Annotated in this window: 15 protein-coding genes; 13 read left to right on the forward strand and 2 right to left on the reverse strand. The window is 41.0% G+C overall.

All coding sequences use genetic code 11. The annotated features are described in order from the left end of the window. Positions 1 to 18: 18 nt before the first annotated feature. Entirely contained in the window at positions 19 to 651 is a 633-nt protein-coding gene (gene yyaC, locus EV282_RS00115; RefSeq protein WP_130292707.1) for a spore protease YyaC, read from the reverse strand. 225 nt (positions 652 to 876) lie between these two features. Here yyaC and EV282_RS00120 point away from each other — a divergent pair, with 225 nt between their 5' ends. The 12 genes from EV282_RS00120 to dnaB all read left to right on the forward strand — a co-directional run bounded on the left by EV282_RS00120 (position 877) and on the right by dnaB (position 11,566). Then, positions 877 to 1,773, forward strand: a complete 897-nt coding sequence (locus EV282_RS00120; protein WP_226536827.1) for a mechanosensitive ion channel family protein — start codon at positions 877 to 879, stop codon at positions 1,771 to 1,773. A gap of 2 nt (positions 1,774 to 1,775) precedes the next feature. Continuing rightward, positions 1,776 to 1,973, forward strand: a complete 198-nt coding sequence (locus tag EV282_RS00125) for a DUF951 domain-containing protein (protein WP_077360990.1) — start codon at positions 1,776 to 1,778, stop codon at positions 1,971 to 1,973. Positions 1,974 to 2,170: 197 nt separating this feature from the next. Then, the gene (gene ychF, locus EV282_RS00130; protein ID WP_130292711.1) at positions 2,171 to 3,268 is read left to right on the forward strand and encodes a redox-regulated ATPase YchF; all 1,098 of its coding nucleotides are present in this window, start codon (positions 2,171 to 2,173) and stop codon (positions 3,266 to 3,268) included. A gap of 381 nt (positions 3,269 to 3,649) precedes the next feature. After that, a complete protein-coding gene (gene rpsF / locus EV282_RS00135) occupies positions 3,650 to 3,940 on the forward strand; it encodes a 30S ribosomal protein S6 (RefSeq protein WP_066294406.1) in 291 nt (96 codons plus the stop codon). A 21-nt stretch (positions 3,941 to 3,961) separates the two neighbouring features. Further along, entirely contained in the window at positions 3,962 to 4,507 is a 546-nt protein-coding gene (ssb, locus tag EV282_RS00140; RefSeq protein WP_066294403.1) for a single-stranded DNA-binding protein, read from the forward strand. Between the two features lie 63 nt (positions 4,508 to 4,570). Then, entirely contained in the window at positions 4,571 to 4,804 is a 234-nt protein-coding gene (gene rpsR / locus EV282_RS00145) for a 30S ribosomal protein S18 (protein ID WP_066294401.1), read from the forward strand. 126 nt (positions 4,805 to 4,930) lie between these two features. Next, positions 4,931 to 5,623 (forward strand): RNA polymerase sigma factor, encoded by a 693-nt coding sequence (locus tag EV282_RS00150; protein ID WP_130292713.1) that lies wholly within the window; start codon positions 4,931 to 4,933, stop codon positions 5,621 to 5,623. Between the two features lie 68 nt (positions 5,624 to 5,691). Then, complete coding sequence (locus tag EV282_RS00155) at positions 5,692 to 6,102, forward strand: VOC family protein (protein WP_130292715.1); 411 nt, start codon at positions 5,692 to 5,694, stop codon at positions 6,100 to 6,102. 382 nt (positions 6,103 to 6,484) lie between these two features. Next, a complete protein-coding gene (locus EV282_RS00160) occupies positions 6,485 to 7,429 on the forward strand; it encodes a YybS family protein (protein ID WP_130292717.1) in 945 nt (314 codons plus the stop codon). Between the two features lie 11 nt (positions 7,430 to 7,440). After that, entirely contained in the window at positions 7,441 to 9,414 is a 1,974-nt protein-coding gene (locus EV282_RS00165; RefSeq protein ID WP_130292719.1) for a DHH family phosphoesterase, read from the forward strand. Then, positions 9,411 to 9,854 (forward strand): 50S ribosomal protein L9, encoded by a 444-nt coding sequence (gene rplI / locus EV282_RS00170; RefSeq protein ID WP_066294393.1) that lies wholly within the window; start codon positions 9,411 to 9,413, stop codon positions 9,852 to 9,854. Before EV282_RS00165 ends, rplI begins: the two co-directional genes overlap by 4 nt. A gap of 347 nt (positions 9,855 to 10,201) precedes the next feature. Then, positions 10,202 to 11,566 carry a replicative DNA helicase gene (dnaB, locus tag EV282_RS00175; protein ID WP_130292721.1) on the forward strand — a complete coding sequence of 455 codons (1,365 nt, stop codon included), beginning with the start codon at positions 10,202 to 10,204 and terminating at the stop codon, positions 11,564 to 11,566. A gap of 16 nt (positions 11,567 to 11,582) precedes the next feature. Here dnaB and EV282_RS00180 read toward each other — a convergent pair whose 3' ends face one another. Further along, positions 11,583 to 11,987, reverse strand: a complete 405-nt coding sequence (locus EV282_RS00180; RefSeq protein WP_130292723.1) for a UPF0158 family protein — start codon at positions 11,985 to 11,987, stop codon at positions 11,583 to 11,585. Between the two features lie 218 nt (positions 11,988 to 12,205). Between EV282_RS00180 and EV282_RS00185 the strand changes: the two genes are divergently transcribed. Next, positions 12,206 to 13,492, forward strand: a complete 1,287-nt coding sequence (locus tag EV282_RS00185) for an adenylosuccinate synthase (protein ID WP_066244244.1) — start codon at positions 12,206 to 12,208, stop codon at positions 13,490 to 13,492. Positions 13,493 to 13,772: the final 280 nt, after the last annotated feature.

A 13,772-nucleotide genomic window follows, 5' to 3' on the forward strand; every position in this document is an offset into this window, starting at 1 on the left:
ACAAGCGGCTTTGATTTATTATTGGATTTTATATATGTCTTGTGAGCGAGATTCTGTTTGATGCATCATGTTTTTTTGCTGAATCTTTTTTCTCAGGCAAGCCATGTGAAGAGAGTCTGCAATTAAATCAGCCATTTTCATTACAATGCTGAGCCTCGTATTCTGAAGAACGAAATATTCCATAAACCCGCTCACGTTTACAATACCAGTGATATGCATGTCCCCGACAGGCGGAAGCTGTTTGTTCACTCCTGCTCCGGGTTTAACTGGACCATCATTAATGGATACCATTCCAACATGATTTAACCGGCCCAGACAAGCATCAATACCGATAATAAATGCTCCTGGATGTTCAGTTTCAATCATTTTTAGTTTTTCTTCTAGATTCACCGCATGAACGGGGTCATCAAGGGTTCCATACACATGAAAGGGAAACGTATCTTTATTGTATAGCTTGGTGCCAACGAGGGGGCCGAGTGCATCGCCAGTTGATCTGTCTGTCCCTATACATACGATAACGACTGGCTGGCGGCTCGATTCCGGAAGCATAGGTAAGATTTGTTCTGTAATTCGTAGAGTGGCTTCCTTTTCTTCGTGGTGCAATTTATATTGAATGGATTTCCCTAGTCCTAGCTTCCGTTTGAGGAACATGACATCCTCTCCTTTATTATGGTACTACTTAGTATACGGAAGAATTCCTTTTCCTATACATGGTAGAATAGAATAAACACAGACTTTTATTTAAGGACTATACCCGTTTAAACCATGCTCGTAACCGAATAAATTTTTCATACTGTTTTTCATTGAATGACATTGTAATTCTATGTAAAAGCTGATTAAATAATTTCATATTCTTGTGAGAGGATGGAGACTTCATTGGCAGGTACAGATCTACCTAAAAAAGCAGAACAAGCCGTTACGATATTCTCAGATAAAGATTGGTGGGCCGGAATTGGTGCTACTGGACTGAAAATTACAGCAATCATTATTATTGCAGTCATCTTTAAATATGTTATTAAAGCGGCAATCGCCAATATTTTTAAGGTGAGATTAAAATCACCCCTTCGGCTTAGTGAAAAAAGAGAAAACACGTTATTCAGGCTCTTAAATAATGTAGCGACTTATGTAATTTATTCTATAGTCATCATAGCCATATTAGGTGAATTCATGGATGTAAGAGGGATACTGGCAGGGGCAGGAGTCTTAGGGCTCGCAATCGGTTTTGGTGCTCAGAACCTCGTAAGGGACATCATTACAGGCTTTTTCATTATTTTTGAAAATCAGTTTTCTGTCGGAGATACGGTACGGATTGCTAGTTTTGAAGGAACGGTAGAAGAAATCGGTCTGCGGACAACTAAAATTAAAAGCTGGACAGGAGAATTGCATATCCTGCCGAATTCGTCTATCACAGAAGTAACAAACTTTTCTGTCCATAACAGCATTGCCGTAGTGGATTTAAGCATTGCGTACGAAGAAGATATCGATAAAGCACAAAGAATCATTGAAGATGTTGTGAAACGAGTAAAGCCTGATTATCCTGAAATGGTGAAGGATCCAGAAGTACTTGGTGTTCAAATGCTGGGTGCTTCTGAAGTGGTCATTCGTGTAACATCTGAAGTGCTCCCGATGACTCATTTTAAGATAGCCAGAGAACTAAGAAAAACATTGAAACTTGAACTTGAAAAAGCGGGTATTGAAATTCCGTATCCGAAAATGGTCACGTATCATAAAGAAGGCAATTCGAAAGAAAATAAGAACAAGATGGAGGGCTGACAATGCAGCAAAAAGAATTTCACCTTCATGATGAGGTGGAAATGAAGAAACAGCACCCTTGTGGAACGAACCGTTGGAAGGTTATTCGCATGGGTGCAGATATCCGGATTAAATGTATGGGTTGTCAGCACAGTGTCATGCTGCCCAGGTCCGAATTTGCCAAGAAAATCAAGAAAGTATTAGCATCGCCAGGAGAGTAAGAATTGCTTCTGGCAGTAAGTGCATTTTATGACTGTATGATCGAATTAAAAAAATATGCAGAAGGTGAACCGGGTATATCATGACCCGGTTCTTCTTGTTTTTTAAAGTGATAAAACCTATAATTGGGAAGGATATTTTTTTAACTGAAAAGTCTCGGCTTTCCGAGCTTCATATAAAACAGAGGAGTGAAATAACAGTGGCTCTTACAACTGGAATCGTTGGTTTGCCGAACGTAGGTAAATCAACATTGTTTAATGCTATTACTCAAGCAGGTGCTGAATCTGCCAACTATCCGTTCTGTACGATCGATCCTAACGTAGGGATCGTAGAAGTGCCTGATCACAGACTTCAAAAATTAACTGAGCTTGTACAGCCTAAAAAAGTTGTTCCGACAACTTTTGAATTTACTGATATCGCAGGAATTGTAAAAGGGGCAAGCAAAGGGGAAGGACTTGGTAACAAGTTCTTATCTCACATCCGTCAAACTGATGCAATCTTACAAGTTGTTCGCTGTTTTGATGATGAAAATATCACACACGTTCACGGAAAAGTAAATCCGATCGATGATATCGAAGTAATCAATCTTGAGTTAATCTTTGCTGATTTAGAGTCTATCGATAAGCGCGTTGCACGTGTTGAGAAACTGGCAAAATCCAAGGACAAAGAAGCGGTAGCTGAATTTGCTGTACTTTCAAAAATTAAAGAAGCACTCATGCAAGAGCTTCCTGCAAGAAGTGTTGACTTAACACCTGAAGAGAGAAAAATTGTTCATGCGATGCACTTGCTGACAATGAAGCCGATCCTCTATGTAGCAAACGTAAGTGAAGAAGAGCTTCTTGAAGGAACAAACGAGCACGTTGAAGCGGTAAAAGAGTATGCTGCTCGTGAGAATGCAGAAGTTATCGTAATCTGTGCAAAAGTTGAAGAAGAGATCGCAGAGCTTGATGGAGACGAAAAGATGGCATTCCTAGGTGAACTTGGGATTGAAGAAGCGGGTCTTGATAAGCTGATTCGTGCTTCTTATTCACTTTTAGGTCTTGCAACTTACTTTACAGCAGGTGTACAGGAAGTTCGCGCGTGGACGTTCCGTAAAGGAATGAAAGCTCCTGCATGTGCTGGTATCATCCATACTGACTTTGAAAGAGGATTTATCCGTGCAGAGGTTGTTGCTTATGATGAACTTATGGCTGCAGGCAATATGGCAGCTGCTAAGGAAAAAGGGAAAGTTCGTCTAGAAGGTAAAGAATATGAGATGAAAGATGGAGATGTTGTTCATTTCCGTTTTAACGTTTAATAAAAAAGATTTAGAAAGTGTTGATTTCCGCTCCAGGTGCTCCCTTTCCGCGGGGCGTGCGGTGAGCCTTCTTGGCGCAAAGCGCCATTAGAAGTCTCACCTGACCGCTCGTCCCGCAGGAGTCTCGCACCTTCCGCTCCAATCAACTCAATGAAGTTTTTTATAAGAACCTATTTAAAAGCTTGAATAGTGAAAAACGGAGGAAAAGCGATCGCTTTTTCTCTTTTTTATGCTTTATTTCAAAGTAAGCTTGTTTTATGCAACATGTTTTGATATAATTCTTTATTGTGAGTTAATTGTCAACAAATATTGTTTTTGATGATTTTCTCCTTGCCCGGAATGAATGTTTTGGGCCGCTTAGACCAAAAGGAGGTGAACGGAATGAAAAAGTACGAAATCATGTACATCGTCCGTCCGAATATTGAAGAGGAAGCTCTTAAAGCAACAAAAGAGCGTGCGAAAAGTATCCTAACTGATAACGGTGCGGAAATCGCGAACGAAAAGGAAATGGGTAAGAAGCGTTTAGCTTACGAAATCAATGACTTCCGCGATGGATACTACACACTATTAGACGTTGTAGCTCCAAACGAAGCGATTAATGAATTTGACCGTCTTATGAAGATCAACGAAGATGTTCTTCGTTTTATGACAATCGTAGACGAAAGAAATTAATCCTTTAAGGAGTGGTTCTGAATGCTAAATCGTGTAGTACTGGTGGGACGTTTAACGAAAGACCCAGAATTAAAGTACACTCCAAACGGTGTGGCGGTAGCTAATTTCACACTTGCTGTAAATCGTCCTTTCTCGAATCAGCAGGGTGAGCGTGAAGCAGATTTTATTAACTGTGTCGTTTGGCGAAAGCCCGCTGAAAACGTGGCAAACTACCTGAAAAAAGGTTCTCTTGCCGGAGTGGATGGACGTGTCCAAACACGTTCTTACGATAACCAGCAGGGTCAGAGAGTCTATGTTACTGAAGTAATGGCAGAAAGTGTTCAATTCCTTGAACCTAAAAACGCTAACGCAGGCGGCCAGCAATATCAAGGCGGCAGCAACTTTGGTGGACCATCAAATGACCGCGGATTTGGGCAGCAAAATCAGAACCGCAGCTATGGAAGTGACAACGGATTTGGCGGACAGCAGCAACAGCAGCAGAACCCAAAACGTAATAACTTCAACGATGACCCGTTTGCAAATGATGGCACGCCGATCGACATTTCTGATGACGATCTGCCATTCTAAACAACTAACGTAAACTATGAATCGGTATATATAAAATAAAAAAATTAAAGGAGGGGACCATCAATGGCTGGACGTCGTGGTGGACGCCAAAAGCGTCGTAAGGTTTGTTTCTTCACTGTAAACAAGATCACTTACATCGACTACAAGGACACTGATCTTTTGAAGCGTTTCATTTCTGAGCGCGGTAAGATTCTTCCTCGTCGTGTAACTGGTACATCTGCTAAATATCAACGTCAATTGACTCGTGCGATCAAACGCTCGCGTTACATGGCTTTGTTACCATATGTATCTGAATAAGATTGAATAAAAGGAGCAGCGAGATTTCTCGCTGCTTCTTTTTTTGGCTATTTGAAGGATAAATGCACTATTTGTTAGAAGTATGAATGGAAAATGAATGAAAGAGTGTGAGAAGGAGCTTTTTTTATGTCACCTAAATTTGAACTAACAGCTCCATATTCAGAAGTTTTTATGCAATATTGCTTGAAAATCGCTCCTGATACTAAGGAAGCTGAAGAAATATATCAGGAAGGTATGCTGAAAATTCATAGTCAAATTTTGAAGCAGTCTGCAAAAACATTCTCTAGAAGGTATCTCTATCAGATGGCGCAATCCATCTTTATTGATATGAAAAGAAAAGAGAATAGGCAAAACATCTTGCACCCACAACCGATGAATTATGATCATCCAGAAGAAAACATTTTTAATGTTGAATCATTATTAAATAAGCTTTTAGAAGTTTTAACGCCTCAACAGCTGGCAGCTTTTATTTTAGTTAAAGAGATGGGCCTGTCCAATAAAGAAACTGCCGCGGTTCTAAGAACATCAGAGGGATCTGTGAAAGCCTTACTATCTAGAGCAAAACAAAATTTGAAGAAGATTTCTATTGAGAGTCTAGAGCAAAGAACTAATGGAGGATTGGAGAAAAAACATACCCTTTATATACATAATCTTTCTCAAGCCATTATTAACGGAGAAGCTTTAGGAATTGCTGAAGCCTACGTAGATTTTTTGAAGATTGGTTTTTCCTTTGTTGAAATCGAACGGAAAATGGGTGGCTTTTCTTTTCATTTTCGTGACCCTGATGGATATTTGGTAAAAATATTTTCTGTTTTTTAACCTACCCGTATCTTTTTTGTGATCCAAATCGTTATATAAAAGAAAACTCATAAAGGAGCGATATTTCTATGCAAAAAACGAAAGTAACGCCTTTTCAAATTCCATATCTTCAATTGCCGGTAAAAGATCCAGTTCGATCTGCCGAATTTTATCAAACTATATTCGGGATGGAGTTTTCCTTTCCTTATAATCCCGAAGATGGTGCAGCGTATATGATGTACCGTGATAATGTCGCTGTTGGCTTGATCGAATGCGAGGAAATTCCAAGCTTTGATTTTGTGAATAAAAAAGGGGAGCGTCAAGCAGTTCTTACGTTTGAGATAAATGATATTCACACATTTTATAAAGAACTTCAAACACAGGGAATTGAAACGGAAGAAATGACATTTAAGCCTGACGGGGGTTATAACTTTATCGTCAGAGACCCGGATGGGCATGCTTCACACGTATGGAGCGGATGGCCAGAGGAAGTCGTATAATTACCCAGAAAAACAGCTTATAGCTGTTTTTTCTTATGTAGGCTGTTTTCAAAAATTGTTACTTTACGGTCATCACTGAATAGTTGATTGGAGCGCAAGGTGCGAGACTCCTGCGGGATTAGCGGGACAGGTGAGACCCCGGCAGGCTTATTAAGCCTAGGGGGCTCACCGCACGCCCCGCGGAAAGCGGGCATCCTGGAGCGGAAATCAACAACTTCCAAATACAACAAAGATTTCGAAAAGAGTCTTCTAATATAAGTACAATGTCACTTTTTGTTTACATCTAATGAAGTACGTCTATGCTAGAATTATCGTTAAAGTTGAATTACTGCGGTTATGTTACTACAATTAAAGCATATGAAGAATTTTTATGAGGTGAATCATGCGCAATACTAAAGTGTTGGTTGAGGGTGCTGTCGTTTCAGGCATATACACTCTTCTTTTTTTAATGAGTATGTACATACCGTTTTTTAGTATTTTCTCTTTGTTTATTCTGCCGCTGCCGTTTATTATCTATCTCTACCGGCACAACCTGAAAGCCGGGTTGCTTCTTTGGGCAGTAACATTTGGGGTATCCCTTGCATTCGGGGGACTCAGCGGTATTATTATTACCCTGTTTTCTGGATTGACCGGAATTGTGATGGGGGAACTTTATAGAAGAAAAAAATCTGCTTTTGCAGTTCTGCTTGGCGCCAGTTTAGCGAACCTATTAAACATGCTGGGTACAATTGTGATCGCCCAAGTTGTGATGGGCATCAACTTTGTTAAAGAGCTAGAGACTCAGTTTCAAACTGCCATAGGGACTGCAGAAGAGTTTTATAGATCGAGCGGTCAAGATCCAGCTCAAATTGAAAAGTTCAAAGAGCAAGCGGAAATGATTCCAATGATGCTGCCTACTTATATTATAGGGGGAGCAGTCATTCTTGCCTTTTTAACACATCTCGCCGCAAGAATGCTGATGAAAAGACTCCGGTATGATATCCCTTCGTTTCCTCCATTCAGGGAGTGGAACCTGCCGAAATCATTTTTGTGGTATTATATTGTAGCGATTGTTTTAACTTTTAGTACGCCTGACAAAGGTACTGCTTTATATATTGTAACGATAAATTTGTATATGATATTATCGTTTGTACTAATCATACAAGGTTTTACAGTAATTTTTTATTATGCCTGGATAAAGAATTGGAAGAGAAAAAGAATCATATTGTTGATTATACTATTATTTTTGCTGAACTCTTTCCTGCCAATTCCTCTGGAAGTCGTGAAATTCTTAGGTATAATTGATTTAGGTTTTATGATTAAAAAACGGTTGAAACCAAAACAGTAGGAGCTGAAAATATGCCAAAGTTTTTGTTAAAACGGTGGCATGGTTATCCCGTCATCGCCTTATTCGTTACTTCTGTTGTGCTGGTCAGCATCATCACATATTTCCAATGGATGATCGGAATGGCAGGCTTTGTGTTATTAGGCGGCTTATTTTATTATGCCATGAAAGCCGAAGCAAGTTTTCAGGAGGAACTAGGTGACTATATTTCTACGCTTTCGCATCGCTTAAAGAAAGTGGGCGAAGAAGCATTGATGGAAATGCCGATCGGGATTATTTTGTATGATGAGGATTTCAAGATTGAGTGGGCCAATCCGTATATGGGCGCATTGATTGAAGAAGAATCCTTTATCGGGCATTCTCTAAACCATGTTTCAGAAGAACTTATTCCTTATTTGAAAAGTGATGCTAAGGAAGAAGTTATAAAGATTAATACACATAAATTCCAAGTGAATTTTAAGAAGGAAGACCGGCTTCTGTACTTTTTTGACGTAACCGAGCAGCTTGATCTTGAGCGTTTATATGATGAAGAACAAACGGTTATGGCGATTATCTATCTAGATAACTATGATGAAGTCACACAAGGGCTGGACGATCAATTCCGTTCGACGATCAACTCAAAAGTAACATCTGTCCTAAATGCGTGGGCGAACGACAATGGTATCTTCCTTAAACGAACGTCTTCAGAGCGTTTTTTAGCTGTTTTTAACCAGCGCATTTTATATGAATTAGAAAAGAATAAGTTTAGTGTTCTAGATGAAGTCAGAGAATCAACGGCAAAGCAGAATGTTTCTCTTACGTTGAGTATCGGTGTCGCAGCCGGAACTTCTTCGCTGCCTGAACTCGGCCAGCTTTCCCAATCCAGTCTTGATCTTGCTCTCGGACGCGGAGGCGACCAGGTTGCCATCAAGCAGACGAACGGAAAAGTGCGTTTCTACGGCGGTAAAACGAATCCTGTAGAAAAACGGACTCGTGTACGTGCTAGGGTTATCTCACATGCACTGAGCGAACTTGTAGCTGACAGCGATAAGGTGATGATCATGGGGCATAAGAACCCGGATATGGATTCTATCGGGTCTGCTATCGGTATTTTAAAAGTAGCTCAAGTCAACGGAAAAGACGGTTATGTTGTGCTGGATCAATCAGATATCGATATTGGTGTTCAGCGACTTATGGATGAGATCAAAGAAACCGAATCCGTGTGGAAGTTCTTTATTACGCCTGAAGAGGCATTAGAGATTGCTTCAAGGGATACCCTTCTTGTTGTCGTCGATACACACAAGCCATCGATGGTTATTGAAGAGAAACTCTTAACCAAGCTCGACCATGTTGTTGTGATCGACCATCACCGCCGTGGTGAAGAGTTTATTAAAGACCCTGTACTCGTTTATATGGAGCCTTATGCATCTTCTACCGCAGAGCTTGTAACAGAGCTTTTAGAATATCAGCCTAAGAGGCTGAAAATGCGTATGCTTGAGGCGACGGCTCTTCTTGCAGGGATTATTGTAGATACGAAGAGTTTTACCCTTAGAACCGGTTCTCGTACGTTTGATGCTGCTTCTTATTTAAGGGCGCACGGTGCGGATACGATTCTTGTTCAAAAGTTTTTAAAAGAAGATTTAAATACGTACACAAGACGCTCAAAGCTGATCGAGAGTGCTGAAGTTTATAAAAAAGGTATTGTTATCGCGAAAAGTACACATGAGGATGCTTATAATCAGGTAGTTATCGCACAGGCCGCTGATATTTTATTATCGATGAACGGTATTCAGGCGTCCTTTGTTATTTCAAACCGCATTGATGGCAAGGTAAGCATCAGTGCACGCTCACTTGGGGATATCAACGTGCAGATGATCATGGAACGATTAGAAGGCGGAGGCCATCTGACAAATGCCGCCTGCCAGATCGAAAACAGCACGATTGACGAAGCTGAAAGACATTTAAAGCAGATCATTGATGAGTATATCGAAGGGGGAGAAGAGGAATGAAAGTAATTTTTCTTCAAGATGTAAAAGGCAAAGGTAAAAAAGGCGAAGTAAAGAACGTTTCTGAGGGGTACGCACGCAACTTTCTTTTTCCTAAAAACTTAGCTTCTGAAGCAACTGCAGGTGCGATGGCAGCACTTCAAGGTCAGCAGAAGAGCGAAGAGAAAAAGCAGCAGGCACAGCTGGAAGAAGCCGAGGCACTTAAAGCGAAGCTAGCTGAAATGACCATCACGATTAAAACAAAAACGGGTGAAGGCGGCCGAGTATTTGGTTCTGTCACAAGCAAACAGATTGCTGATGGACTAAAGGAACAAGGCATTAAAATCGACAAGCGTAAAATCGAGCTTGCTGATCCGATTAAATCACTAGGCTACACGAATGTACCTATCAAGATTCACTCGCAGGTAACAGGAACAGTGAAGGTACACGTAACGGAAGAATAAAAAAGCCGGGCTTTCCCGGTTTTTTCGGTGTTTATAAATAAGCTTTTTTCTAAACGAATCTTGCTTAACTTTTTTTGTTGAGTACGCTTCTTAGACCTTGATTGGAGCGCAAGGTGCGAGACTCCTCGAAAATGACAAATCACATTTTCTTCGTGCGATGTAACGCTGCCGAAGCCTTCCTTGTCCTGCGGGATCAGCGGGACAGGTGAGACCACGGCAGGCTTGATGAGCCTAGGGGGCTCACCGCACGCCCCGCGGAAAGGGAGCACCTGGAGCGGAAATCAACATCTTCTTATAGCAGCAGTGTAAACGAAAACGATAAAAAATGAGGAGAGGAGGAAAATAGAATGAGTGATTTGTTTGCTGATCGCATACCGCCGCAGAATATTGAAGCGGAACAGGCGGTGCTTGGCGCTATCTTTCTGGAGCCGGAAGCTTTGATTACTGCTTCAGAAATTTTGCTGCCCGAAGATTTTTACCGAGCGACACATCAAAGAATATATCGTGTCATGCTGGATTTAAACGCAAAAGGTGAACCGGTAGACCTCATTACCGTAACTTCTGAGCTTGCCGATAATAATCAGCTGGATGAAGTAGGCGGTTTATCCTTTTTAACGGAACTTGCCGACAGTGCTCCTACAGCAGCAAACATTGAGTACTACAGCAAAATTGTAGAAGAGAAGTCACTGCTGCGCCGTTTGATTCGAACTGCTACTGACATTACAGCGAACAGTTATGCCCGTGAAGAAGAAGTAGAAGCGATCTTGAATGAAGCTGAGAAATCTATTCTAGAGGTGGCGAACCGAAAGAATACGAGCGCGTTTACTCAGATCAAGGATGTTTTAGTACATGCCTATGACAACATTGAAGCTCTTCATAACCGTAAAGGGGATATCACTGGGGTTCCGACAGGCTTTAATGATCTGGACAGGATGACAGCTGGTTTCCAGAGAAACGATCTGATTATCGTAGCCGCACGTCCTTCCGTTGGTAAAACGGCATTTGCCTTGAACATAGCTCAAAATGTTGCTACTAAAACGGAAGAAAACGTTGCGATATTTAGTCTCGAGATGGGTGCTGAGCAGCTTGTCATGCGTATGCTTTGTGCGGAAGGAAATATCGATGCACAGCGTCTGCGTACAGGTGCACTGATTCCGGAGGATTGGCAGAAGCTTACGATGGCGATGGGAAGTCTTTCAGCGGCTGGTATCTATATCGACGATACGCCGGGGATCAGAATCAATGACATCCGTGCAAAATGCCGCCGCTTAAAGCAGGAAAAAGGCTTAGGTATGATTCTTATCGATTACTTGCAGCTTATTATGGGGAGCGGGAAATCGGGTGAGAACCGTCAGCAGGAAGTTTCTGAGATCTCCCGTTCATTAAAAGCTCTTGCACGTGAGCTGGAAGTGCCTGTTATCGCATTGTCTCAGCTATCCCGTGGTGTTGAATCCCGTCAGGACAAGCGTCCGATGATGTCTGATATTCGTGAATCAGGTTCCATTGAGCAGGATGCCGATATCGTAGCCTTCCTGTACCGTGATGATTATTATGATAAAGAATCCGAGAGCAAGAACATTATTGAAATCATTATTGCGAAGCAGCGTAATGGTCCTACTGGAACCGTAGAGCTAGCATTCGTAAAAGAATATAATAAATTCGTTAACCTGGACAGGCGGCACGATGAGAGTGCCATACCGCCTGGCGCATAAAGAAAGCAGCTGGATTTTAGTCCAGCTGCTTTTCCAATTCTATAATCTGTTTTTCGGAAAGCCAACTTTCGATGCGGCTTTTTACTTTTTCTTTTTGAAAGGCATGCCATTTTTCCGTTAAATTTAGTTGCTCGATTGTTTCATTAAAACGTTCAAATGGATTATTTTCATTAAGTGCATGCAACAATTCATTATGCTGATTTTGATTTTCAAATTCGACCATCCAGCTAAAGGACTCAACGTTCATCACTTTTGGGATCTCAATAAAACGTTCTGGTTCATCAACATCTAAAAACTCGAGATTAGGCAATCCTCCTGGTTCAATCGCATCAAGAAGAATAACTTGTTCATTTTTATCCAAATAATATATGTGGTTAGCCGCGTTATCCATGTAAGCAACCATTAATTTTTCAATAAACAAAGAATCATACCTCCTAAACAAGGTGAATACTACAGGATACGTTAGAGTTTTTAATCTTTTGACTATGGGAATGTAAAATTTTTACGAACAAATATATAAATTATTGATTTAATGTTCGTGTTTTTCGTTGACTTTCGCAAAAGATATTGCTAAACTAAGCATGGTTTTCAAGATTAGGCGATAATATCGCCAGTCGTTAATTTGATGGAGGTGCAACCATGTCATCAGTAGTCGTAGTGGGAACACAATGGGGAGATGAAGGAAAAGGTAAGATTACCGATTATCTCTCAGAAAAAGCAGAAGTAGTAGCAAGATATCAAGGCGGAAACAACGCTGGGCATACAATTGTTTTTGAAGGTAAAAAATATAAGCTTCACTTAATTCCATCTGGAATCTTTTATAAGGACAAAATTTGTGTAATCGGAAACGGTATGGTTGTTGATCCAAAAGCTGTTCTTGAAGAGCTTGCATATCTTCACAGCCACGGAGTAAGTACAGATAACCTTCGTATTTCAAACCGTGCTCACGTTATCCTTCCTTATCATCTTCGCCAAGATATTCTAGAAGAAGAAAGCAAGGGTGCTAACAAGATCGGGACAACGAAAAAAGGCATCGGACCTGCTTATATGGATAAAGCAGCGCGTATCGGAATTCGTATCGCTGACCTTTTAGACCGTGAAGTGTTTGAAGAAAAGCTAGAGCGCAACTTGGCTGAAAAGAACCGTTTATTCGAGCGCATTTATGAATCAGAAGGCTTTACGAAAGAAGAAATCCTGGACGAGTACTTTGAATACGGCCAGCAGATCGAAAAGTATGTTGTAGATACATCTGTCGTATTAAATGATGCTCTAGATGACGGCCGCCGCGTTCTTTTCGAAGGCGCTCAAGGTGTAATGCTTGATATCGACCAAGGAACATATCCTTTCGTTACATCTTCTAACCCAATCGCAGGTGGAGTAACGATCGGTTCTGGTGTAGGTCCATCTAAGATCAACCATGTTGTAGGAGTTTCAAAAGCATACACAACTCGTGTCGGTGATGGTCCATTCCCTACTGAACTTCACGATGAAATCGGAAATCAAATCCGTGAAGTTGGACGTGAGTACGGTACAACAACTGGACGTCCGCGCCGTGTCGGCTGGTTCGACGCTGTTGTAGTACGTCATGCTCGCCGTGTATCAGGTATTACAGACCTTTCTCTAAACTCAATCGACGTTTTAACAGGTATTGAAACATTGAAAATCTGTGTAGCCTACAAGTACAAAGGTGAACTAACTTATGAGTTCCCTGCTAGTCTTAAAGTACTTGCTGAATGTGAGCCTGTATTCGAAGAAATGCCAGGCTGGACGGAAGACATTACAGGCGTAAAAGATCTTGGAGAACTTCCTGAAAATGCGCGTCATTATGTAGAACGCATCTCACAAGTAACCGGTATACCGCTTTCCATCTTCTCCGTTGGACCTGACCGTGCACAAACAAACATGGTTAGAGGCGTGTTTGCTTAAATAAATTATTTATTGAAGGCTCCTTGTTCGCAAGGAGCTTCTTTTTTTGTTTAACAGAGGCATTTTTCTTTGTGAATGTATATACGGAAAGGATAATTTTAGATAATGACCTTGTGGAGAGGACACTGGAAATTAATCGCACGATAAATAGGAAAATCGCACGTTAATCCCGTTTATTCTCACGTTAAATCCAATAATCACACGTTATTTTCAATAAACACGATTTTCGACATTATGCGGTAAATAGACATTAAATAGTGATTCCCTATAGCTGTTTTTT

Origin of the sequence: Fictibacillus sp. BK138, from assembly GCF_004216955.1 — a bacterium.
GTDB lineage: Bacteria > Bacillota > Bacilli > Bacillales > Fictibacillaceae > Fictibacillus.

What these genes read in the sequence shown, in the direction of transcription:
- EV282_RS00185 (WP_066244244.1), top strand. Translation starts at nt 12,206, where the DNA reads ATGTCATCAGTAGTCGTAGTGGGAACACAATGGGGAGATGAAGGAAAA.
- EV282_RS00125 (WP_077360990.1), top strand. Translation starts at nt 1,776, where the DNA reads ATGCAGCAAAAAGAATTTCACCTTCATGATGAGGTGGAAATGAAGAAA.
- rpsR (WP_066294401.1), top strand. Translation starts at nt 4,571, where the DNA reads ATGGCTGGACGTCGTGGTGGACGCCAAAAGCGTCGTAAGGTTTGTTTC.
- EV282_RS00155 (WP_130292715.1), top strand. Translation starts at nt 5,692, where the DNA reads ATGCAAAAAACGAAAGTAACGCCTTTTCAAATTCCATATCTTCAATTG.
- yyaC (WP_130292707.1), bottom strand. Translation starts at nt 651, where the DNA reads ATGTTCCTCAAACGGAAGCTAGGACTAGGGAAATCCATTCAATATAAA.
- ssb (WP_066294403.1), top strand. Translation starts at nt 3,962, where the DNA reads ATGCTAAATCGTGTAGTACTGGTGGGACGTTTAACGAAAGACCCAGAA.
- EV282_RS00165 (WP_130292719.1), top strand. Translation starts at nt 7,441, where the DNA reads ATGCCAAAGTTTTTGTTAAAACGGTGGCATGGTTATCCCGTCATCGCC.
- EV282_RS00150 (WP_130292713.1), top strand. Translation starts at nt 4,931, where the DNA reads ATGTCACCTAAATTTGAACTAACAGCTCCATATTCAGAAGTTTTTATG.
- rplI (WP_066294393.1), top strand. Translation starts at nt 9,411, where the DNA reads ATGAAAGTAATTTTTCTTCAAGATGTAAAAGGCAAAGGTAAAAAAGGC.
- rpsF (WP_066294406.1), top strand. Translation starts at nt 3,650, where the DNA reads ATGAAAAAGTACGAAATCATGTACATCGTCCGTCCGAATATTGAAGAG.
- EV282_RS00160 (WP_130292717.1), top strand. Translation starts at nt 6,485, where the DNA reads ATGCGCAATACTAAAGTGTTGGTTGAGGGTGCTGTCGTTTCAGGCATA.
- dnaB (WP_130292721.1), top strand. Translation starts at nt 10,202, where the DNA reads ATGAGTGATTTGTTTGCTGATCGCATACCGCCGCAGAATATTGAAGCG.